General features: G+C 61.4%; 17 protein-coding genes. 8 read left to right on the plus strand and 9 right to left on the minus strand.

Annotation, left to right across the window (positions count from 1 at the left end):
• Window positions 1-11: 11 nt before the first annotated feature.
• The 4 genes from RHE_RS16125 (at window position 12) to RHE_RS16140 (ending at window position 5614) form a co-directional block, all read left to right on the plus strand.
• Window positions 12-1127, plus strand: coding sequence for a DNA alkylation repair protein (locus RHE_RS16125; RefSeq protein WP_042118888.1), 1116 nt, complete (start codon window positions 12-14; stop codon window positions 1125-1127).
• 245 nt (window positions 1128-1372) lie between these two features.
• Window positions 1373-3040, plus strand: coding sequence for a DEAD/DEAH box helicase (locus tag RHE_RS16130; RefSeq protein ID WP_042118890.1), 1668 nt, complete (start codon window positions 1373-1375; stop codon window positions 3038-3040).
• A 317-nt stretch (window positions 3041-3357) separates the two neighbouring features.
• Entirely contained in the window at window positions 3358-4347 is a 990-nt protein-coding gene (locus tag RHE_RS16135) for an AraC family transcriptional regulator (RefSeq protein ID WP_011426389.1), read from the plus strand.
• Between the two features lie 58 nt (window positions 4348-4405).
• Window positions 4406-5614, plus strand: coding sequence for an MFS transporter (locus RHE_RS16140; protein ID WP_011426390.1), 1209 nt, complete (start codon window positions 4406-4408; stop codon window positions 5612-5614).
• Window positions 5615-5832: 218 nt separating this feature from the next.
• Here the strand turns inward: RHE_RS16140 and RHE_RS16145 are convergent, their stop codons facing one another.
• Window positions 5833-6732: a DMT family transporter gene (locus RHE_RS16145; RefSeq protein ID WP_011426391.1), complete on the minus strand. Its 900-nt coding sequence runs from the start codon at window positions 6730-6732 to the stop codon at window positions 5833-5835.
• Window positions 6733-7266: 534 nt separating this feature from the next.
• Here RHE_RS16145 and RHE_RS16150 point away from each other — a divergent pair.
• The 3 genes from RHE_RS16150 to RHE_RS16160 are packed head-to-tail and all read left to right on the plus strand — an operon-like array spanning window position 7267 to window position 10454.
• Complete coding sequence (locus RHE_RS16150) at window positions 7267-8676, plus strand: circularly permuted type 2 ATP-grasp protein (RefSeq protein WP_041678724.1); 1410 nt, start codon at window positions 7267-7269, stop codon at window positions 8674-8676.
• Window positions 8676-9617 carry an alpha-E domain-containing protein gene (locus RHE_RS16155; protein WP_020921998.1) on the plus strand — a complete coding sequence of 314 codons (942 nt, stop codon included), beginning with the start codon at window positions 8676-8678 and terminating at the stop codon, window positions 9615-9617. Before RHE_RS16150 ends, RHE_RS16155 begins: the two co-directional genes overlap by 1 nt.
• A 12-nt stretch (window positions 9618-9629) precedes the next feature.
• Window positions 9630-10454: a transglutaminase family protein gene (locus tag RHE_RS16160; protein WP_011426394.1), complete on the plus strand. Its 825-nt coding sequence runs from the start codon at window positions 9630-9632 to the stop codon at window positions 10452-10454.
• A 72-nt stretch (window positions 10455-10526) separates the two neighbouring features.
• Here the strand turns inward: RHE_RS16160 and RHE_RS16165 are convergent, their stop codons facing one another.
• From RHE_RS16165 to chvE, 8 genes are all read right to left on the minus strand, one after another.
• A complete protein-coding gene (locus tag RHE_RS16165; RefSeq protein ID WP_042118892.1) occupies window positions 10527-10937 on the minus strand; it encodes a type II toxin-antitoxin system VapC family toxin in 411 nt (136 codons plus the stop codon).
• Window positions 10934-11176 (minus strand): type II toxin-antitoxin system Phd/YefM family antitoxin, encoded by a 243-nt coding sequence (locus RHE_RS16170; protein WP_042118895.1) that lies wholly within the window; start codon window positions 11174-11176, stop codon window positions 10934-10936. Before RHE_RS16170 ends, RHE_RS16165 begins: the two co-directional genes overlap by 4 nt.
• A 122-nt stretch (window positions 11177-11298) precedes the next feature.
• Window positions 11299-13038: an L-arabinonate dehydratase gene (gene araD, locus RHE_RS16175; RefSeq protein ID WP_011426396.1), complete on the minus strand. Its 1740-nt coding sequence runs from the start codon at window positions 13036-13038 to the stop codon at window positions 11299-11301.
• Between the two features lie 61 nt (window positions 13039-13099).
• On the minus strand, window positions 13100-14533 hold the full coding sequence (locus tag RHE_RS16180) for an aldehyde dehydrogenase family protein (protein WP_011426397.1): 1434 nt from the start codon (window positions 14531-14533) through the stop codon (window positions 13100-13102).
• Window positions 14534-14601: 68 nt separating this feature from the next.
• Window positions 14602-15597: an AraD1 family protein gene (gene araD1, locus RHE_RS16185; protein WP_020922003.1), complete on the minus strand. Its 996-nt coding sequence runs from the start codon at window positions 15595-15597 to the stop codon at window positions 14602-14604.
• Between the two features lie 116 nt (window positions 15598-15713).
• Window positions 15714-16925: a multiple monosaccharide ABC transporter permease gene (gene mmsB / locus RHE_RS16190; protein ID WP_011426399.1), complete on the minus strand. Its 1212-nt coding sequence runs from the start codon at window positions 16923-16925 to the stop codon at window positions 15714-15716.
• A complete protein-coding gene (gene mmsA / locus RHE_RS16195; protein WP_020922005.1) occupies window positions 16922-18460 on the minus strand; it encodes a multiple monosaccharide ABC transporter ATP-binding protein in 1539 nt (512 codons plus the stop codon). Before mmsA ends, mmsB begins: the two co-directional genes overlap by 4 nt.
• Window positions 18461-18556: 96 nt before the next feature.
• A complete protein-coding gene (gene chvE / locus RHE_RS16200; RefSeq protein ID WP_011426401.1) occupies window positions 18557-19621 on the minus strand; it encodes a multiple monosaccharide ABC transporter substrate-binding protein in 1065 nt (354 codons plus the stop codon).
• Between the two features lie 271 nt (window positions 19622-19892).
• Between chvE and RHE_RS16205 the strand changes: the two genes are divergently transcribed.
• Window positions 19893-20900 carry a LysR family transcriptional regulator gene (locus tag RHE_RS16205; RefSeq protein WP_011426402.1) on the plus strand — a complete coding sequence of 336 codons (1008 nt, stop codon included), beginning with the start codon at window positions 19893-19895 and terminating at the stop codon, window positions 20898-20900.
• Window positions 20901-21008: the final 108 nt, after the last annotated feature.

Here is a 21008-nt window from a genome sequence, read left to right on the forward strand (position 1 = left end):
AGAGAATTAGCATGCCGGAACCGCTCAAGAACCTGCTGCATGAAGCGCTGGTCGGCGATATGGCCGACCGCATCGCCGCCAATGCGCCGCCCTTTGACAAGGAGCGTTTCATGCGGTTGGCGACCGATGGGCTAGATGCGCTGGAGCTGATGGAACGTTCGGCGCTGATCCGCGACGCGCTGTTTGCCACCCTTCCGGACGATTTTATTGAAGCAGCCGCTATCCTGAAAGCGAGCCTGCCTACATTAGCCAGGCCAGGACTGTCCGGCTGGATGCTGCTACCGGTCAACCAGTTCATCGCTGCGCGCGGCCCCGATCATTTCGAGCTTGGCCTCGATCTCCTCAAGGCGCTGACGCCGCATTTCACCGCCGAATTCGGTATCCGTCCCTTCATCCATCGCGACCAGCAGCGCGCGCTCGCGGTCATTTCCGGCTGGGTCGATGATCCCGATCAGCATGTGCGTCGGCTGGCGAGCGAGGGAACGCGGCCGCGTCTGCCCTGGGCCATGCGCCTGCCCCAGCTCGTCAAAGATCCCGCTCCGATCCTGCCGATCCTGACGGCGCTGATGGACGATCCCGAAGATTATGTGCGCCGCTCAGTGGCCAACAGCCTGAACGACATCGCCAAGGATCATGCGGATCTAGTCGCCGCCTTCATCGCCGGCCATATCCAGGGGGCTTCCGCCGAACGGCGCCGGCTGCTGAAACATGCCTCGCGCACGCTCCTGAAGAAGGGCCATGCTCAGGCGCTCGCCAATTTCGGCTTCGGCGCAGCCGCGTCGCTCGTATGCGAACTGCGCCTCATCAGCGGCGAGGTAATGTTCGGCAAAGGGCTGGATTTCGAGATCCGGGTGACCAATGTCGGCAAGGCCGCGCAATCGGTGATGATCGACTACGCCATCCACCATATGAAGGCTGACGGCTCGCTGTCGCCGAAGGTCTTCAAGTGCAAGACGATCATGCTTGCTCCCGGACAGAGCCAGGCGATCGAGCGCCGCCACGCCATGCGTCCGATCACCACACGACGCTATTACCCCGGGCTACACCGCATCGCCATCCTCGTGAATGGCGCGGAGAGCGCGTCGGAAAGCTTCATCCTGATGATGCCGTCGCGCGACCCGAGCTAAGGCTTTTTGTGCACCGCACTTGACTTTCGAGGCGAATTAGCCCAAATGCGGCTCAGCTTTCACCCTTCCGGCCGCCGCGTGAGCGTGCCCCTGCTAGAAAATACGAAACGCAGGAAGAAGGGACAAAAGCGCATTTCGATGGAGGCCGCACTCCCATTAGCGGCCAGAAGCGCTGGAAAGCTTTTTCCAACTTGCAAGTTCCCACTTCACGCGGGGTTCTTGACGCCAGAATGAAACCGGATCGCATGGTGCGTTCCGGCGCTAGTCGTTGTGGCGCCCCGAAAGGTTATACCTTGACTAATTTTGAATCGCTTGGTGTCTCCAAGCCGATCGTCGCCACCTTGTTCCAGCTCGGCATCGAAACGCCGACGCCGATCCAGGAACAGGCCATCCCTCTCCTGCTCGAAGGCCGCGATCTGATCGGCCTTGCCCAGACCGGCACCGGCAAGACCGCCGCCTTCGGCCTGCCGCTCATCGAAAAGCTGCTCGCCGACGAGCGCCGCCCCGACAACCGTACGACGCGGACACTGATCCTGGCGCCGACTCGCGAGCTGGTGAACCAGATCGCCGAGAACCTGAAGAAGTTCATCCGCAAGTCGCCGCTGCGCATCAACGTCGTTGTCGGCGGTGTGTCGATCAACAAACAGCAGCTGCAGCTCGAAAAGGGTACCGATATCCTCGTCGCCACGCCCGGCCGCCTGCTCGACCTCGTCAACCGCCGCGCCATCACGCTGACGACGGTGCGTTATCTCGTGCTCGACGAGGCCGATCAGATGCTCGACCTCGGCTTCGTGCACGACCTGCGCAAGATCGCCAAGCTGGTGCCGAAGAAGCGCCAGACCATGCTGTTTTCGGCCACCATGCCGAAGGCGATCGCCGATCTCGCCGGCGAATATCTCGTCGATCCCGTTAAGGTCGAAGTCACGCCGCCCGGCAAGGCTGCCGACAAGGTCGAGCAGTATGTCCATTTCGTCGGCGGCAAGAACGACAAGACGGAACTGCTTCGTAAGTCGCTGACCGAAAACCCCGACGGCCGCGCCATCGTCTTCCTGCGCACCAAGCATGGCGCGGAGAAGCTGATGAAGCATCTCGACAATATCGGCTATTCCGTCGCCTCGATCCACGGCAACAAGAGCCAGGGCCAGCGCGAGCGGGCGCTGAAGGCCTTCCGCGACGGCAGCATCAAGACACTGATCGCCACCGACGTCGCCGCCCGTGGCATCGACATCCCCGCCGTCAGCCACGTCTACAACTACGACCTGCCCGAGGTGCCGGACGCCTATGTCCATCGCATCGGCCGCACGGCGCGCGCCGGCCGCGACGGCATCGCCATCGCCTTCTGCGCTCCTGACGAAGCCAAGCTGCTGCGTGATATCGAGCGCCTGATGGGCATCGACATCACGGTCGCAAGCGGCGAACCGCCGGCACATATCAGCGCCGGCGGCCCGCGCCGCGGCAACGGCAATGGCAATAACCGCAATCGCGGTGGCGGCCAGGGACGGGGCGAAGGCCGTGGCGATCAGAATCGCTCGGAGCATCGCGGCAGCCGCCCGGAACGCCGCCCGCGTCCCGAACGGCCAGGCCGCAACGAGGACTTCCGCGGTCAGCGCCGCGGCGAAGCAGCCGCGGATTTCGGCCCCGACAACGATCTGGCCTCGACCTCCGATTTCCGCCCGGCAAAGCCGCAGCGCCCTGCGCATAACGGCCCCAATGGCCATCATGCCAATGGCGAACCGAGCGGCCATCACCGCGGCAACGGCCGCCACGCTCACGGCCGCCCGGCCCGCAAGCACGGCGAAGACCGCGGACCGCATCAGGCTCAGGGCGGCGAACAGCGCCGCGACGGCAATGGCGGCAACCGCCGCGGCGGCTCGGGCTCCCGCAACGGTGGCCAGCGCCGCGAACGCGCCTGAGCGCCGATTGATTTGGAAGGAGAAAAGGCCGAACTTTCGGTCTTGAATATTGGGAGGCCGGAGCATCTGGTGGGATGTCCGGCCTTTTTCTCATTGTGGTGATGGCAACACCGCAACGGCAGTATGCGGTTACGTTTCCGGGTTTCTGTATGCACTCGGGTTGAGGAGATCGAAGCCTCCTTCGCAGCGGTGGCGGCGATCGCGCCGGAGCCTTGCCGGCGCCTGCTCACCGATTTATTCGAGAGATACGGCCGCTGGCCGGTTGACAGCCCGTCAGCCCGCTTGAATGCCGGACGCTTGAGACCTAAATTGGCCTCATGCTTGACCATCCGTCCCCGCCGTTGTCGCCGTCGACCATTCCAATGGATGCCCTGAGCGAAGTCCTGCAAGACTTTCGCCTGAGTGGGGTGAACTATGGCCGCTGCGAGCTCAGGCACCCATGGAGCATCGCCTTTCCGCAACAACAACTGCTGCGTTTTCACTTCGTCAGCCAGGGTCCTTGCTGGATCCATACCGAAGTCCAAGGATGGCAGGAGTTGAATGATGGCGACCTGGTGCTGCTGCCGCAAGGCATCGCACATCGATTGGCGAGCGCGCCGGACGTTGAGGGCGACTCGCTTAAAAGCTGTCAGATTACAAAATTGGGCAGCAACGTCTGCGACGTCCTGCGTGACGGAACGGGTGCCACCAGCACTCTCTTCTGCGGCTCTATGACTTTGGGCGCCCATGCGCTTAACCCCTTGATCGCCCTGATGCCGCCAATCATAAAGGGCTGCGATGTGGCCGGTAATGACGCGGTCGTGGGGCCCTTGCTGGCCGCTATGTCCGCGGAGGCCACACAGCCCCAGATGGGAAGCGCGACGGTCTTGTCGCGTATGGCGGACTTGCTCGCAGCCCGGCTTATCCGCTGCTGGGTCAACTGCAGCGGAGCCTCGACCACCGGCTGGCTCGCCGCCATCCGCGATCCCAATATCGGTCGTGTGTTGGCGGCCATGCACCGGGATCCCGGCCATAACTGGACCCTCGAAAGCCTCGCTGGTGTGGCAGGCCAGTCGCGCTCGATCTTCGCCGAGCGCTTCAGCGCGATTTTGGGAGAAGGCGCGGCCCATTATCTCGCCCGTCTGCGTATGCAGCTTGCCCGCGATTTGTTGGCGCAAAACGGCATGTCGGTTGCCGAGGTTGCCTCCCGGCTGGGCTATGAATCCGAGGCATCTTTCGCGCGTGCCTTCAAGCGCGTCACCAACATTTCACCTGGGATTGTGCGCCGCACAAGTTCCGGACGAATTGATATGGATTTCGGATTTTAAGACACATATAATCCTGAAAACTTCGTCTATGAAATCTCCGAACATAGGAGATCCTTCAATGACGGACACAACATCACGATTCGATGGGACCGCAATTGGCCTGGAGACGGCCGAACCATCCGCGTGGCGCGCAGCGACCTGGTTTGCCGTTCTTTCGATGGCGGCCACCAGCTTTGCACTGGTATCTGCTGAGTTCCTGCCGGCGGGCCTGTTGACGCCGATGGCGCGCGACCTCGGCATTTCCGAGGGAACTGCCGGACAGGTTGTCACCGCCACTGCTTCCGTCGGCGCGGTGGCGGCCCTGTTGAGCAATGTTCTCATCGGCAGACTGAACCGCAAGGCAGTGCTGGTCGGTCTCAGTGCGTTGGCGGTCGCCTCCAATATTCTTGCATCGTTGGCGACCGATTTTTGGCTGTTGCTGTTGGGTCGGGCCGGGTTGGGCATCGCGCTCAGCGGCTTTTGGGCGCTTTCAGTGGCCGTCGTGGCGAGGCTGGTCGGCGCCAACGCGACAGGTCGGGGCATGGCCATCGTCACCCTCGGCGTTTCGCTCGCCACGATAGCTGCACCATCAATGGGTGCTTTGATCAGCGATTGGTTGGGATGGCGCAGCGCCATGGCGATGACAGCCGGGCTTGCCGCGCTTGCCATGCTGCTGCAGCTGCTCAGCCTGCCGACACTCCCTGCAAGCACAAGCAACAGTCTCGCTGATGTTTTCCGGCTGACACGACGGGGCGGCATTCAACTGGGAATGCTTGCCATCCTTTTGCTGATGACCGGGCATTTTGCCGGATCGGTTTATGTGCGTCCCTTCCTCGAACAAGTGACGCTCCTCGAGACCAGATCGATCGCCCTGGCGCTGCTCGGGTTTGGCATCGCCTCCGTTATCGGCAATGTTGCCGGCGGCCGGATGGCCGACGCGAGCATCCGCATAGCGCTGGCTGTCACGGCGGTATTGATGGCGTTTGCCGCACTTGCTCTGGTGCTTTGGGGCGCTCACACCGGCGTTGCGTTTGCGCTTGTCACGCTTTGGGGCTTTGCCTTCGGCATGGCGCCGGTAGTGCTGCCGACCAATCTTTCCCGCGCTGCCCCCGACGCTCTGGAGGCGGCGGGTAGCCTGATGGTCGTCTCTTTTCAGGTGGCCATCAGTATCGGCGCGGTTTTTGGCGGCTACATCGTCGACCACTATGGCGCTGCGGGACCATTGACTCTTACGGCTCTCCTAGCTGGGTCGACAGTTGCCTTAGCGCTGCTGCAGCCCCGCAACTGATCGTTGCTTCCTGCTTGCGGATCACGCGCAGTCGGACTGAAGGTGCTCTGGATAAGAGGTCGCCGGCAATTGCCGGCGACCTCCAATGCATCAGTCTATAACAACGTCCTTGCCTTCTGCCTTGATTAGAAAGCCTTCGGTCGGCTGCCGTCACAGACGTTGAAAGCCTGAAAATTCAGGAGGTCCGGCTGTTCGAGCGAGCGTGGGCAGCCATCCGGCTATACGCTCGCCTGTGCCGGCTGAACGACCCTGCGGTTCGTCAGGTAGACGCCCGTCACCACGATCACCGTGCCCAGAGTCAACGGCAGCGTCAGCGGCTCGCCGAAGGTGATGAAGGCTTCGAGGGCGACGGCCGGCGGCATCAGATAGATGAGCGAGGCGGCGCGCGAAACCTGCCCGCGACGGATCAGATAGAGCAGCAGCCCGACACCGCCCATCGACAGGCCGAAGACGGACCAGATGAGGGCGCCATAAACGTGAGCCGAACCGTCGAAATGCTGGTGCTCGAAGATTAGCGACAACGGCAAGGTAAGGATGAGAGCGCCGACATATTGCAGCGTCGCAATGGCCCTGAGGTCGCCGGATTGCAGGTGTTTTTTCTGGTAAAGCGTGCCGTAGGTCACGGAGCCCATGGCGATGAGGTTGATCGCCAGGGGCAGCGCGGCATGGCTAAGATCGGCCATCGCCGGATCGAAGAGCTTCGGCGAAATCGCGATAGCAATGCCGATGAAGCCGAGGGCGAGACCGAGCTGCTGGGTCTTCTGCAACCGCTCGCCGACGAGGAAGGGAGCCGCCATCGCCGTCAGCAGCGGCTGCAGTGCCGCGATGATGCCCGATATACCAGCCGGCACGCCGTTGGCGATCGCCCACCAGAGGCCGGCGAGATAGAAGCCGTGCAGGAAAAAACCGGAATAGATGGCCCGAAGCACCGTCGCCCGACTCTTCGGCCATTGCGCCTTGGTCACCAGGCAAAAGGCCAGGAAGGCCAGGGCCGACAGCGCATAACGTATCGAAAGAAAGGTAAAGGGTTCGGAATGTAGCGCCGCAAATTTCGCCACCACCCAGCCCGTGGACCAGAGCAGGACGAAAACGGCAGGGGCAAAGCGGTCGAGGGACATGGGGCTGCTCGGCAGAAAGAGATCGCCGTGCTGATAGCCGCACCCGAAGGCCGCGGTCAAAGGCGAAGCGTTGATACTTATTTGAAATTTCGTTGATGGTTGGGGAGAACCCTCGGCACCTCGACACTGTGCATACGGGTGGAAGGGTCGCCGAGCCCTCCCCCTCCACCCTCATCCCTGTGCTCGTCACAGGGATCCAGCGCGCCCAAGTCCTTGGGCGCAAGAGACTCTCGTTACCGTAGAAGTCATTCACGGCGTAGACGCGCCGTGGCTGGCTTCCTGTGATAGGCACAGGAATGAGAGAGCAAGCGGAGAGGCCGCGCCTCCTCCCATCGGCCGAACGAAAAACCATCACCTGCTCAGATTTTACGCAGTTTTTACAGAACAACCGTCCACCACCCCGCGCCACCTCGGCTCAACTGCCCAAAAATCCCCATCTTTCCCGCACCGCAAAATCTTTTCCTCGAACTGCGCATGGTTCTTGCATTGCAATTTGCGTTGTATTCAAATGAACAAAAAAGGGGAGCCGCACCTTTGGCATTTGATGAAATGATTACCGGGGACGAGAGCCCCCGCCCGCCTTATGAAAAATATTTCGAGTGGTACAACAGCCAAGACCGGTCGCATCTGATTGCCAAGTCCCGCGACGCGGAAAACATCTTCCGGAAAACCGGCATCACCTTCGCCGTTTACGGCCATGCCGATAGTTCCGAAAAACTCATTCCCTTCGATATCATCCCCCGCATCATCTCCGCCCGTGAATGGCGCAAGCTGGCGCAGGGAATCGAGCAGCGGGTAATCGCGCTCAACGCCTTTCTGGATGACATCTATCACAAGCAGGAGATCATCCGCGCCGGCCGCATCCCGCGCGAACTGATCGAAAACAATGTCGCCTTCCTGTCCGAGATGATCGGCTTCCGTCCGCCTGGCGGCGTCTACACCCACATCGTCGGCACCGACATTGTGCGCACCGGCGAAGACCAGTTTTACGTGTTGGAGGATAATGCCCGCACGCCCTCCGGTGTCAGCTACATGCTGGAAAACCGGGAAACGATGATGCAGATGTTCCCGGAACTCTTCCACGAAAACAAGGTGCAGCGCGTCGAGGACTATCCCTATCTCTTGCGCCAGAGCCTTGCGTCGCTCGCGCCTCCCGGCTGCACCGGCAAGCCGCGCGTCGCGGTGCTGACGCCTGGCATCTACAATTCCGCCTATTACGAGCACTCCTTCCTCGCCGACATGATGGGTGTCGAACTGGTCGAAGGCTCGGATCTGCGGGTCATCGACGGCAAGGTGAAGATGCGCACGACCCGCGGCTACGAGGCGATCGACGTGCTCTACCGCCGCGTCGACGACGACTTCCTCGATCCCCTGACCTTCCGGGCCGATTCCGCCCTCGGCATTCCCGGCATCATGGATGTCTACCGCTCCGGCAACATCACCATCGCCAATGCGCCGGGCACCGGCATATCGGACGACAAGGCGATCTATTCTTATATGCCCGAGATCGTCGAATTCTATACCGGCCGCAAGGCGCTGCTCGAAAACGTCCCGACCTGGCGCTGCTCGGAAGCATCAAGTCTGAAATACGTGCTGGAGCACCTGGAAGAGCTGGTCGTCAAGGAAGTGCACGGCTCGGGCGGCTACGGCATGCTGGTGGGACCGACGGCATCGAAAAAGGAGCGCGCCGATTTCGCCGAGAAGCTGAAGGCCAAGCCGAACAATTACATCGCCCAGCCGACGCTGTCGCTCTCCACCGTGCCGATCCTCGTCAACAAGGGGATTGCGCCGCGCCATGTCGACCTTCGCCCCTATGTGCTCGTTTCCGACAAGGTCCAGATCATTCCTGGCGGCCTCACCCGCGTGGCGCTGAAACAAGGCTCGCTGGTCGTCAATTCCAGCCAGGGCGGCGGTACCAAAGACACCTGGGTATTGGAGGACTGATGCTCGGAAGAACCGCAAACGGCCTCTACTGGATGTTCCGTTACATCGAGCGCGCCGAAAATATCGCCCGTCTGGTCGATGCAGGGCTGCGCATGTCGCTCACCCGCAGCAGCGCCGGTGACGACAACTGGGATGGCGTACTGCAAAGTGCCGGCGTGCGCGAGGCCTATGACGAGGGCCACGCCAAGCTGACCAATGCCGATGCGATCGATTATCTTCTGCGCGATCGCTCTAACCCGTCGAGCGTGATGTCCTGCATTGACTCCGGTCGCAACAATGCCCGCATGGTACGCACCGCGCTGACGCGCGAGACCTGGGAGGCGACCAACGAATGCTGGATCGACCTGAAGTCGCTGCTTGAAAAGCGTGTGAAGGCCGCCGACCTGCCTGAAGTGATCGACGTCATCAAGCGTCGGGCCGGCCTCATCCGTGGCGCCTTCCACGGCTCGACGCTGCGCAACGAGCTCTATAACTTCGCTCGCATCGGCACCTTCATCGAGCGGGCCGATAATACCAGCCGCATTCTCGACGTGAAGTATTACGTGCTGCTGCCCTCGGTTTCGGCGGTCGGCTCGTCGCTCGACAATGTGCAGTGGGAATCGATCCTGCGTTCGGTCTCCGCGCACCGCGCCTATAGTTGGGCCTATGACGGCGAATACCGGGCGATGAACATTGCCGACTTCCTGACCCTGAATGTGCAAATGCCGCGCTCGCTCGCCTATTGCTACGAGAAGATCGTCAGCAATCTCGGCTATCTCGCCCAGGATTACGAGGAGCGGCTTCCCGCTCACGACACTGCCGACGCGATCCGCACCACGCTGCAGACGCGGGCGATCCGCGACATCATGGATCAGGGGCTGCACGAATTCCTGGAAGACTTCGTCTCGCGCAACAACCAGCTCGGCGCGGAGATTTCCGACGGCTACCGGTTCTACGTTTAAGCGGATCAGACCATGAGACTGAAGATCAGCCACCTCACCGAATACCGCTACGACGAACCGGCGCAGTTCTCGCTGCAGCGCCTCAGGCTGACGCCGCCGACATCAGCTGCTCAAAAGGTGCTTGGATGGTCATTGAACGTCGAGGGCGCCACGCCCGAGGTGGAGTATGACGACCAGTACGGCAACCATGTCAATCTGGTCTCGCTGGAAGGCGCCCAACACATGACGCGCATCCTGGCCGAGGGCGAGGTCGAGACTGTGGACAATAACGGCGTCACCGGCCCGCACACCGGCTTCTGCCCGCTTTGGCTCTTCCTGCGCGAGACGCCGCTGACCAAGGGAGGCAAGCTCATCAAAGAACTCGTCAAGAGCGTCGGCGGCGACAACGAGCTTGCCCGCATGCATGCGCTGATGGCGGCAATCCATGAGACGGTCGACTATAAGCCCGGCACCAGCAACGCCGCGACGACGGCCGAACAGGCGCTGGAAAAGAAGAGCGGCGTCTGCCAGGACCACGCGCATATCTTCGTGTCCGCCGCCCGCGCCCTGCAGGTCCCCGCTCGTTACGTCTCCGGCTATCTGATGATGGAGGAAAAGATCGAACAGGCGGCGACCCATGCCTGGGCAGAGGCCCATATTCCCGGCCTCGGCTGGGTCGGCTTCGATCCGGCCAACGAGATCTGCCCGGATGCCCGCTACGTCAGGATCGCCTCCGGCCTCTGCTACCGCGACGCCGCGCCGATCTCCGGCATGCGCATCGGCACGCCGGGTGAAACGCTGTCGGTGACCGTCAAGGTCGAAAACGGCGGACAGATGCAAAGCCAGAGCCAGAGCTGAGGGCTCTGCACGCTTTTCGAACATGACGGACGAACGCCGCATGGCGGTTTCGCACAGCCAAGTCGCGACCAGCTAGCCTGCGGCAAGAGCCTGCAGGTGCCCGCGCGCGCCGTAGCTGAGGATCGCCTGATCGGCCGTAAGCAGCGGCACACGATGGAAGCGGGCCGTGGCCACGATGATGCGGTCGGCGGGGTCGGCATGAAATTCGCCGGGTAGCCGAACGCTGTCTACGGCGATGGAGGGCTCGATCGGCGCGAGCTGGAGTCCGGGCAGCGACAGCGCACCATCGATCCATCGCCCGACGTCGTCGCCAAGCGCCAGGCGGCCCTTCTGCACCAGCATCGCGATCTCCCAGGGTGTGATTGCCGACACCAGTATCCGACTTTTCCCAGTCATCTCGTCGATGATGCGGCGGGCTTGCGCGCCAAGACGGGCATCGTCCTGCATTGCCCAGACGAGAATATGCGTATCGATGACGATCAACGGAGGGCGTCCCAATCTTCAAGTTCAACGACCGGAGACAGCGGATCGTCATAACGCACGACGCTGCCCTTCATCGCGCCGATGATGCTCTTGCGGCTGCCGATGTCAGGTGCCGGCGACAGCACCGCCACCGGTTTGCCCCGCTTGGTGATGACGATCGATTGATCGTCGTTCCGCATCTGATCGATCAGGTTCAGGCATTTCGCCCTGAATTCCGCCGCGCCGATGACCTTGGACATGAGCACATCTCCTGTACACTTGTACAAGATATAATACCATATCGGTATCGAACAAGGGCAAAGGAAAAGGCGGAGCTCTCACCCCGCCTTTTCAATGATCCCAATCTAGGATGCATCCTTGCTCAGTGGCTGTCCTTGCCGACTGCGCTTCCGCGACATCCCTTGAGGAAGTCGAGGTCGGCGCCGGTGTCGGCGCCTTCGACGTGCTGCTGGTGCAGGTAGGCGTAGCCCGACGTCGGCAGATCGTGGTTCGGCTGCCATTCGGCAAGCCGCCGCGCCAGTTCCTCGTCGGAAATGTCGAGATGCAAACGGCGGTTCGGCACGTCGAGCTCGATCATGTCGCCGGTCTTCACGACCGCGAGCGGTCCGCCGACCGCCGCTTCCGGCGAGGTGTGCAGCACCACCGTGCCATAGGCCGTTCCGGACATGCGGGCGTCTGATATGCGCACCATGTCCAGGATACCCTTCTTCAGAACCTTGGGCGGCAGGCCCATGTTGCCGACTTCGGCCATGCCGGGATAGCCCTTCGGCCCGCAATTCTTCATGACCATGACGCAGTTCTCGTCGATGTCGAGATTGTCGTCGTTGATCTTAGCCTTGTAATCGTCGATATCCTCGAACACGACGGCCCTGCCCTTGTGCACCAGCAGATGCGGCGAGGCGGCCGAAGGCTTCAGTACCGCGCCCTTCGGCGCGAGATTGCCGCGCAGCACGACGATGCCCCCCGACGAGGTCAGCGCCTTTTCGGCAGGCAGAATGACGTCCTCGTTCCAGTTGACGACGTCCTTGACCTCGTCCCAGACGGTTTCGCCCGAGACCGTCAGCGCGTCCTTATGCAGCAGGCCAGCTTCGCCGAGGCGCTTCAGCACGACAGGCAGGCCGCCGGCATAGAAGAATTCTTCCATCAGGTATTTGCCCGACGGCATCAGGTTGACGATGGTCGGCACGTCGCGGCCACAGCGGTCCCAGTCGTCGAGCGAAAGATCGATGCCGACGCGCCCGGCAATGGCGAGCAGATGGATGACGGCATTGGTCGATCCGCCAATCGCCGCATTGGTGCGGATGGCGTTCTCGAAAGCCTGCTTCGTCATGATCTCCGAGGGCTTCAGATCGTCCTTGACCATCTGCACGATCCGGCGGCCGGTCAGCTGCGCCATCACCTTGCGGCGGGAATCGACGCCGGGGATCGCGGCGTTGCCCGACAGCGCCATGCCGAGCGCCTCGGCCATCGACGCCATCGTCGAGGCGGTGCCCATCGTGTTGCAGGTGCCCGACGAGCGGCTCATCGAAGCTTCGGCTTCGAGGAACTCGGCCTGCGTCATCTCGCCGGCCTTCACCATTTCGGAGAACTTCCACAGATGCGTGCCGGAGCCGACGCGCTCGCCGCGGAAATAGCCGTTCAGCATCGGTCCGCCGGTGACGACGATCGACGGCAGGTCGCAGGAGGCCGCACCCATCAGCAGCGACGGGGTGGTCTTGTCGCAGCCGACGAGCAGCACGCAGCCATCCATCGGCTGGCCGCGGATCGCTTCTTCCACCGCCAGCGCGGCAAGGTTGCGGTACATCATCGCGGTCGGACGGAAGGTGTTTTCCGATGCCGAGAATACCGGCACCTCGAGCGGGAAGCCGCCGGCCTCCCAGACACCCGCCTTCACCTTCTCGGCGAGCTCTCTCAGATGACCGTTGCAGGGGGTCATATCCGACCAGGTGTTGAGGATGCCGATGACAGGCCGTCCGTCGAACAGGTCGTGCGGATAACCCTGGTTCTTAAGCCAGCCGCGATGATAAATCACGTCGCGGCTCGTGCCGCCGTACCATTCCTGCGACCTCAGCCTGCGCGGCCATTCCGCTTTCTTCTTCATAATCTCTGTCCTTCAGGTGATTGCCGGGCCGCCTCGTACGGCCCGGGTCATCGGATGTGTCTCAAGCCAGCGTGTAGGCGGTCTTGACCACGGTAAAGAATTCGCTCGCATACTTGCCCTGCTCGCGCGGACCGTAGGACGAGGCCTTGCGGCCGCCGAACGGAACGTGAAAATCGACGCCGGCCGTCGGCAGGTTGACCATGACCATGCCGGCTTCCGAATTGCGCTTGAAATGCGTCGCATGTTTCAGGCTGGTCGTGGCGATGCCGGCCGAAAGGCCGAAGGGCGTATCGTTGGCAGTCGCAAGCGCCTCGTCGTAATCCTTGACCCGGATCACCGACACGACTGGTCCGAAGATCTCCTCGCGCGAAATGCGCATCTGGTTGGTCGCTTCGGTAAACAGCGTCGGCTGCAGATAGAAGCCGGGGGTTTCGCGCGAGATGACCTCGCCGCCGAAGGCGAGCTTGGCGCCTTCCTTTTTGCCGATCTCGATATAGTCGGTATCCGTCTTCAGCTGCCGCTCGTCGACGACGGGGCCGATATGGGTGCCGGCCTTGAGCGCATTGTCGACGACGAGCGTCTTCAGCTTGTCGGTGAGCGCCGCCACGAACTTGTCGTGAATGCCCTCGGTGACGATCAGGCGCGAGGACGCGGTGCAGCGCTGGCCGGTCGAGAAGAAGCCGGAATTGGCGGCGGCGTCGACGGCGACGGAAAGATCGGCATCGTCGAGCACGACCATCGGGTTCTTGCCGCCCATCTCAAGCTGGAACTTGCGGTTATGCTCGATGGAGGCGGCAGCGACGCGCCGGCCGGTGCCGGTGGAACCGGTGAAGGTGATGCCGTGAACATCCGGGCTTTCCAGCATCGCCTGGCCGACGACCGAGCCCTTGCCCATGACGAGGTTGAGCACGCCCTTCGGCAGCCCTGCCCTATTGAGGATATCGACGGTCACCCAGGAGCAGGCCGGCACCAGTTCGGCCGGCTTGAAGACGATGGTGTTGCCGTAGCAAAGCGCCGGCGCGATCTTCCAGGCAGGGATGGCGATCGGGAAGTTCCAGGGCGTGATGATGCCGATGACGCCGAGCGCCTCGCGGGTGATCTCGACGCCGATGTTCGGGCGGACCGACGGGATGACCTCGCCGGCAAGCCGCAACGCTTCACCAGCGAAGAATTCGAAGATCTGCGAAGCGCGGATGACTTCGCCGGTCGCCTCGGGCAGGGTCTTGCCCTCTTCGCGGGCGAGCAGCGCGCCGAGCTCGTCCTTGCGCGCCATGATCTCGTCGCCGGTCTTCTTCAGGATGACATGGCGTTCCCAGATGCCCGAGCGCGACCAGGCCGGAAAGGCGGCCTTGGCGGCGGCGATAGCGTTTCTCGTATCCTCAGCGCTGCCATCGGCATAAAGGCCGACGACTTCGTTCGTGTCCGACGGGTTGATGTTCTTCGTCGCGTTCGTGCCGACCCATTCGCCGGCGATCAGGTTTTGATAAATGGTCATGGGCTGAACAAGCCTCCTTTACCGTTTACAAACACGGCCCGGCCGCGGACGCAGCCAGGCCTCGAAAATCAGAGTTGCTTGACAGCGATCTCTTCTTCGGCGGCCACCTTCAGCGGATTGCGCAGCGGCAGGCCGAATTCGGCGACTTCGATTTCGAAGACGTCGTCCTCTTCGGTCTTGATGCCGTCGGCGAAGGAGAGGGTCGCGGTGCCGAACATATGGACATGAACATCGCCCGGAACTCGGAAGAGGCCATATTTGAAATGGTGATATTCGAGGTTCGCGAAGGTGTGCGACATGTTCGCCTCCCCCGACAGGAAGGGTTTTTCGAAGATCACCTTGTCGCCGCGCTTGATGCGCGAGGTGCCACGAATATCTTCCGGCGGCGCGCCGATGCGGATTTCCGGACCATAGGCGGCCGGGCGCAGTTTCGAGTGGGCCAGATAGAGATAGTTCATCCGTTCGGTAACGTGGTCCGAAAACTCGTTCGACAGGGCAAAGCCGATGCGGAACGGCGAGCCGTCCTTGGCGATGACGTAAATGCCGGCCATTTCGGGCTCTTCGCCGCCGTCGAGGGCGAAGGAGGGCGAGACGAGCGGCGCGCCGGGGGCGGCGGCGCCATAGCCGTTGCCCTTGTAGAACCACTCGGGCTGCACGCCCTTTTCGCCTGATTTCGGCTTGCCGTTCTCAAGGCCCATCTTGAACATCTTCATCGAGTCGGTCAGCGTTTCCTCGGCCGCCTCGCTGGTCTTCTTGTGCATGGAATCGCGGGTGGCCGCGGAGCCGAGATGCGTCAGACCAGTGCCGGTCAGATGCAGGTGGGCGGCGTCGGGATGGGTGATCGGCGGCAGAAAACGGCCTTCCGCATAGGCCTTTTCAAGGTCGACGACCTCGCCGTGACCATGGGCCTCGATGACCGAGGCAAGCGACTTGCCCCCGTCGGCGGCTTCCATTGCCAGCGCATAGACACTGCCGGCATTCTTGACCGACCTTGCCGCGCCGCCCTGCTCGCGCACGGCGACGATGATCTCTCCGTTGGCACCCTTGATCTGGGAAATAAGCACGACTTCGATCCTTCTCGTTCCGGCGAAGACAGAAAAAGCTCCGCCTGCCCGGCTCCATCGGGAGCCGGAATCCAACTTTCATATGACTGCGAATGCCGGGGCCGGCGCTGACGCGCTCAGCCCTTGTTCTTGTTGTAGACGTCGAAGAACACGGCGGCGAGAAGCACCGCGCCCTTGACCATCTGCTGCGAGTCGGTGCCGAGACCGTGGATCGACATGCCGTTGTTCATGATACCCATGATAAGCGCGCCGATCACCGCACCCGTCACCTTGCCGACGCCGCCCTGGGCCGATGCGCCGCCGATGAAGCAGGCGGCAATGACGTCGAGTTCGAGACCGAAACCGCCCTTGGCCGTCGCCGAGTTGAGGCGTAGCGCAACGATGAGGCCGGCCAGACCCGCAAGCAGCCCCATATTGGCGAAGGTCAGGAAGGTCAGCCGCTCTGTGTTGATACCGGAAAGCTTGGTCGCCTTCTCATTGCCGCCCATGGCATAGATCCGGCGGCCGATCGTCGTGCGGCGGGTAATGAAGGCATAAGCCGCGACGAGAACGAGCATGACGACAAGCACGTTCGGGAAGCCGCGATAGACCGACAGCTGAATGCCGAGGGCGAGAACGGCAGCCGCAACAATCAGGTTCTGGGCGAGGAAGAAGCCCATCGGCTCGACGTCGTTCCCATGCCGCTCGTTCGACAGCCGCTTGCGCCATGCCATGTAGAAGAGGGTGACCGCGCCGACGACGGTCAGGATGATCGAGGTCGAGTTGATGCCGCCCATATCGATGAGGTTGGGCAGGAAGCCGATGCTGATCAGCTGGAACTCCGGCGGGAACGGACCGATGCTGGTGCCGGTGCCCGACGCCGTCATTACGAACAGCGTCAGGCCGCGGAAAACCAGCATGCCGGCGAGCGTGACGATGAAGGACGGGATCTTGTGATAGGCGACGAAATAGCCCTGCAGGCCGCCGACCAGCGCGCCGAGCGCCAGGCAGACGACACCCGCCAACACGTAATTCACGTGCCACTGCACCGTCATCACGCCGGCGATAGCGCCGATGAAGCCAACAACGGAGCCGACCGACAGATCGATATGGCCGGCGACGATGACCAGCAGCATGCCGAGCGCCATGATGACGATGAACGAGTTCTGCAGAATGATGTTGGTCAGGTTGAGCGGCCTGAAGAGAACGCCACCGGTCGAGAACTGGAAGAACACCATGATCGCGATGAGCGCGATGAACATGCCGTATTCGCGGATGTTGCCGCGAATATAGTCTCCGATCGAGACGACACGCCCCTGCTCAGCGATGGGTTGATTGATCGGCGTCATTGTTTCTTCTCCCCTGAGCGCATGATAGCGCGCATGATGGTTTCCTGGCTTGCTTCTCCCTTCGGCAATTCAGCGACGATGCGTCCCTCGTTCATCACGTAGATGCGGTCACAAGTGCCAAGCAGTTCCGGCATTTCCGATGAGATCATCAGAACGCCTTTCCCATCGGCTGCAAGCTGGTTGATGATAGTATAGATTTCGTATTTCGCGCCGACGTCGATGCCCCGCGTCGGCTCGTCCAGGATCAGGACATCGGGGCCGGAGAACAGCCACTTCGACAGCACCACCTTCTGCTGGTTGCCGCCGGAAAGATTGACCGTTTCCTGGAAGATGCTGGAGGAGCGGATGCGCAGCTTCGACCGATAGTCTGTCGCAACCCGCGATTCCTTGACGCTGTCAATGACAGAGGCATTCGACACCGCCTTCAGATTGACGAGCGTCGTGTTGTGCAGGATCGTGTCGTTGAGCACCAGGCCGAGCTGCTTGCGGTCTTCGGTGACGTAGGCGAGACCGGCGTCGATCGCCTTGCGCACAGTGCTGACATCGACCGGCTTGCCGTGCATCAGCGCCTCGCCCGAGACCTTGTGGCCATAGGACTTGCCGAACAGGCTCATGGCGAATTCGGTGCGCCCTGCCCCCATCAGCCCGGCGATACCGACGACTTCGCCCTTGCGGACGGTGACGTTGATATTGTGCAGGACCTGGCGGTCGCGGTGCTGCTGGTGATAGGCGTTCCAATTCTTCACTTCGAGAATGGTTTCGCCGATCGGCACCGAACGCGGGGGGTAGCGATCCTCGAGATCGCGACCGACCATGTTGCGGATGATGATGTCTTCGCTGATCTCGTCGGCATGACAGTCGAGCGTCTTGACGGTCATGCCGTCGCGCAGGACGGTGATCTGGTCGGCGACCTTGCGGATCTCGTTCAGCTTGTGGGAAATGATGATGGAGGTGATGCCCTGTTTGCGGAATTCCATCAGCAGGGTGAGCAGCGCATCGGAATCGCTTTCATTGAGCGACGCCGTCGGCTCATCGAGGATGAGCAGCTTGACGCTCTTCGACAGCGCCTTGGCGATCTCGACGAGCTGCTGCTTGCCGACACCGATGTCGGTCACCAGGGTGTTCGGAGATTCGGAAAGGCCGACTTTCTTGAGCAGCTGCTTTGTGCGGTTGAAGGTCTCGTCCCAGCTGATGACACCGCTCTTGGCATTCTCGTTGCCGAGGAAAATGTTTTCGCCGATCGACAGCAACGGCACGAGCGCCAGTTCCTGGTGGATGATAACGATGCCGATTTCTTCGGAGTCCCTCAGCGCTTTGAAGTGACGCGTCTCGCCTTCATAGACGATATCGCCCTCATAACTTCCGGTGGGGTAAACACCCGAGAGCACTTTCATCAGGGTCGACTTGCCGGCCCCGTTTTCGCCTACCAATGCGTGAATTTCACCCTTGCGAACCTTGAGGTTCACGTTCTCCAGCGCCTTGACGCCCGGGAACGTCTTGGTGATGCTCCGCATTTCGAGGATGGTATTGTCCATAGTCAAAGTTCCAGCGTCCCCAGCCCGTCAATGGATGGGTAATCATAAAATCGAAGGCCGGAACCCGCAAGCGCGAGCTCCGGCCTCCAGCTTAACTTACTTCAGCTTGTCTTCGGTGTAGTAACCGCTGTCGACGAGGATCTGCTTGTAGTTGGTCTTGTCGACGGCAACCGGCTTCAGCAGATAGGACGGAACGACCTTGACGCCGTTGTCGTAGGTCTTGGTGTCGTTGACCTCAGGCTCCTTGCCGGACATGACGGCATCGACCATGGCAACCGTGACCTTGGCGAGTTCGCGGGTGTCCTTGAAGATCGTCGAGTGCTGTTCGCCAGCGATGATCGACTTGACCGACGGGATTTCAGCGTCCTGGCCGGTGACGATCGGCAGCGGCTGAGCAGCCGTACCGTAACCAACGCCCTTCAGCGAGGAGATGATGCCGATCGAGAGGCCGTCATAGGGAGACAGGACGGCGTCGACCTTGGCGTCGGTGTAGTTAGCCGAGAGCAGGTTGTCCATGCGGGCCTGGGCCGTTGCCGGATCCCAACGCAGCGTGCCGACCTTGTCCATGCCGGTCTGGCCGGACTTCACGACGAGCTTGCCCGAGTCGATGTAGGGCTGCAGGACGGACATTGCGCCATCATAGAAGAAGAAGGCGTTGTTATCGTCAGGCGAACCGCCGAAGAGTTCGATATTGAACGGACCCTTGCCATCCTTGAGGCCGAGGCCGTCAACGATGGAGTTGGCCTGCAGAACACCGACCTGGAAGTTGTCGAAGGTGGCGTAGTAGTCGACGTTGGCCGAGTCGCGGATCAGGCGGTCATAAGCGATGACCTTGATGCCGGCATCGTGTGCCTTCTGGAGAACGTCGGAAAGCGTCGTGCCGTCGATCGAAGCGATGACGAGGACCTTGACGCCCTTGGTCACCATGTTTTCGATCTGCGACAGCTGGTTCGGAATGTCGTCGTCGCCGTACTGCAGGTCGGTGCCGTAACCGGCAGCCTGCAGCTGCTTGACGATATTGTTGCCGTCGTCGATCCAGCGAGCCGAAGCCTTGGTCGGCATGGCAATGCCGACGGTGCCCTTGTCCGCGGCCATCGCCGGTGCAACGAACGAAGCGACGCCGAAGGCAGCCGCAGCCATCAATGAGATAATGGATTTCATTTCTCTCTCCCTTGTTAATAGAGCAGCGGACGAAAAATCGCCCGCCCCGAAACTGTGGCAGGTTCCGTATTGGATAGTTACTTCAGATGGTGAGAAACGAAGTAGGTCTCCTCCACGATCTCACACGTGTTGAGTGCCAACCAGCACACGGCGGCAAACTGGTATGGATTCCTATAACTGTCAAATAGAATAAGTGGTAATGTGCATAACAATTTTGGTATATCGTTAAAAAGTATTACTTTTGATGGAGCGCAGTGGGGAGGCTGCAACCATGACGATTGTTTCAGAGCCCGTTTTGATGGATCACGTCGATATCCACAGCGACAATTTTGGCGACGACAGCTTTCTCCGCTCGGGACTTAAGCTGAATCACCTGCGCATTATCGTCGCAATCGAAGATAGTGGACAGATTTCCGCAGCCGCAGAAGTTCTCAACATCTCACAGCCCGCCGCATCGCGCATGCTGTCGGAAATGGAGGCGATTACCAAGACATCGCTCTATGAACGCGTCGCCCGCGGCGTGGTGCTGACGACCTTCGGCGCCGCCCTTGCCAGACGCGCCCGCAAGATCCTTCTGGAGCTGCGCGAGGCGAGCCGCGAGATCGGCGAATTGAAGAGCGGCAAGGGCGGCTCGGTGTTCATCGGCGCGGTGACGGCGCCGGCCATGAGCCTCGTCGTGCCGGCGATCAACAGGGTGCGCAAGGCCTATCCCGGCATCGAGATCAACATCCAGGTGGAGACGAGCAACGTGCTCGCCCGCGAGCTGCTTGCTGCCCGCCACGACTTCATCATCGGCCGCATTCCCGACGACCTCAACCCGCGCCTGTTCGAGGTGAAAGAGATCGGCATCGAACGGGCCTGCCTGATCGTGCGCAATCGCCATCCGCTCCTCAAAAGAAAGAAGACAAGCAGTCTTTCCGACGTCAGGGATTACGACTGGGTGTTCCAGCCGCCGGGCACGCTGCTGCGCCGCACGATCGAAGACATCTTCCTATCGCGCGGCGTGGCGCTGCCGGAGAACATCGTCAACACTTCCTCGCTGCTGCTCACCTGCGCCATCGTCTGCGAAACCGATGCGATCGCCCCCGTCGCCGTCGACGTCGCCCATTTCCTCGCCAGCCAAGGCGCCAAGGCATCCGATGTGCGCATGCTGCCGATCGATTTCGACATCAACGTCAAGCCCTACAGCCTGATCACGGCGAGAGAACGGGCGCTGCCGCCGAGCGCCAAGCTGCTCTACGACATCATCCTCGAGGAAAGCCGCACGCAGGGCGGCTAGCGAACGACGCCGAAAAAGTGCCCGCGGTTCTCGGAAGACAATCATGCTCCACCGATCTAACCGGCAAGCCCTGCGCCATCTTGTCAGGATCTAATGTCTTCGAGAGGA

This window comes from Rhizobium etli CFN 42 (assembly GCF_000092045.1).
Lineage (GTDB): Bacteria > Pseudomonadota > Alphaproteobacteria > Rhizobiales > Rhizobiaceae > Rhizobium > Rhizobium etli.

Coding starts and splice junctions, on each gene's coding strand:
- mmsB (WP_011426399.1), bottom strand. CDS start 16,925: ATGACGCCGATCAATCAACCCATCGCTGAGCAGGGGCGTGTCGTCTCG.
- RHE_RS16125 (WP_042118888.1), top strand. CDS start 12: ATGCCGGAACCGCTCAAGAACCTGCTGCATGAAGCGCTGGTCGGCGAT.
- RHE_RS16135 (WP_011426389.1), top strand. CDS start 3,358: ATGCTTGACCATCCGTCCCCGCCGTTGTCGCCGTCGACCATTCCAATG.
- RHE_RS16205 (WP_011426402.1), top strand. CDS start 19,893: ATGACGATTGTTTCAGAGCCCGTTTTGATGGATCACGTCGATATCCAC.
- araD (WP_011426396.1), bottom strand. CDS start 13,038: ATGAAGAAGAAAGCGGAATGGCCGCGCAGGCTGAGGTCGCAGGAATGG.
- chvE (WP_011426401.1), bottom strand. CDS start 19,621: ATGAAATCCATTATCTCATTGATGGCTGCGGCTGCCTTCGGCGTCGCT.
- mmsA (WP_020922005.1), bottom strand. CDS start 18,460: ATGGACAATACCATCCTCGAAATGCGGAGCATCACCAAGACGTTCCCG.
- RHE_RS16170 (WP_042118895.1), bottom strand. CDS start 11,176: ATGTCCAAGGTCATCGGCGCGGCGGAATTCAGGGCGAAATGCCTGAAC.
- RHE_RS16145 (WP_011426391.1), bottom strand. CDS start 6,732: ATGTCCCTCGACCGCTTTGCCCCTGCCGTTTTCGTCCTGCTCTGGTCC.
- RHE_RS16130 (WP_042118890.1), top strand. CDS start 1,373: ATGGTGCGTTCCGGCGCTAGTCGTTGTGGCGCCCCGAAAGGTTATACC.
- RHE_RS16180 (WP_011426397.1), bottom strand. CDS start 14,533: ATGACCATTTATCAAAACCTGATCGCCGGCGAATGGGTCGGCACGAAC.
- RHE_RS16140 (WP_011426390.1), top strand. CDS start 4,406: ATGACGGACACAACATCACGATTCGATGGGACCGCAATTGGCCTGGAG.
- RHE_RS16160 (WP_011426394.1), top strand. CDS start 9,630: ATGAGACTGAAGATCAGCCACCTCACCGAATACCGCTACGACGAACCG.
- RHE_RS16155 (WP_020921998.1), top strand. CDS start 8,676: ATGCTCGGAAGAACCGCAAACGGCCTCTACTGGATGTTCCGTTACATC.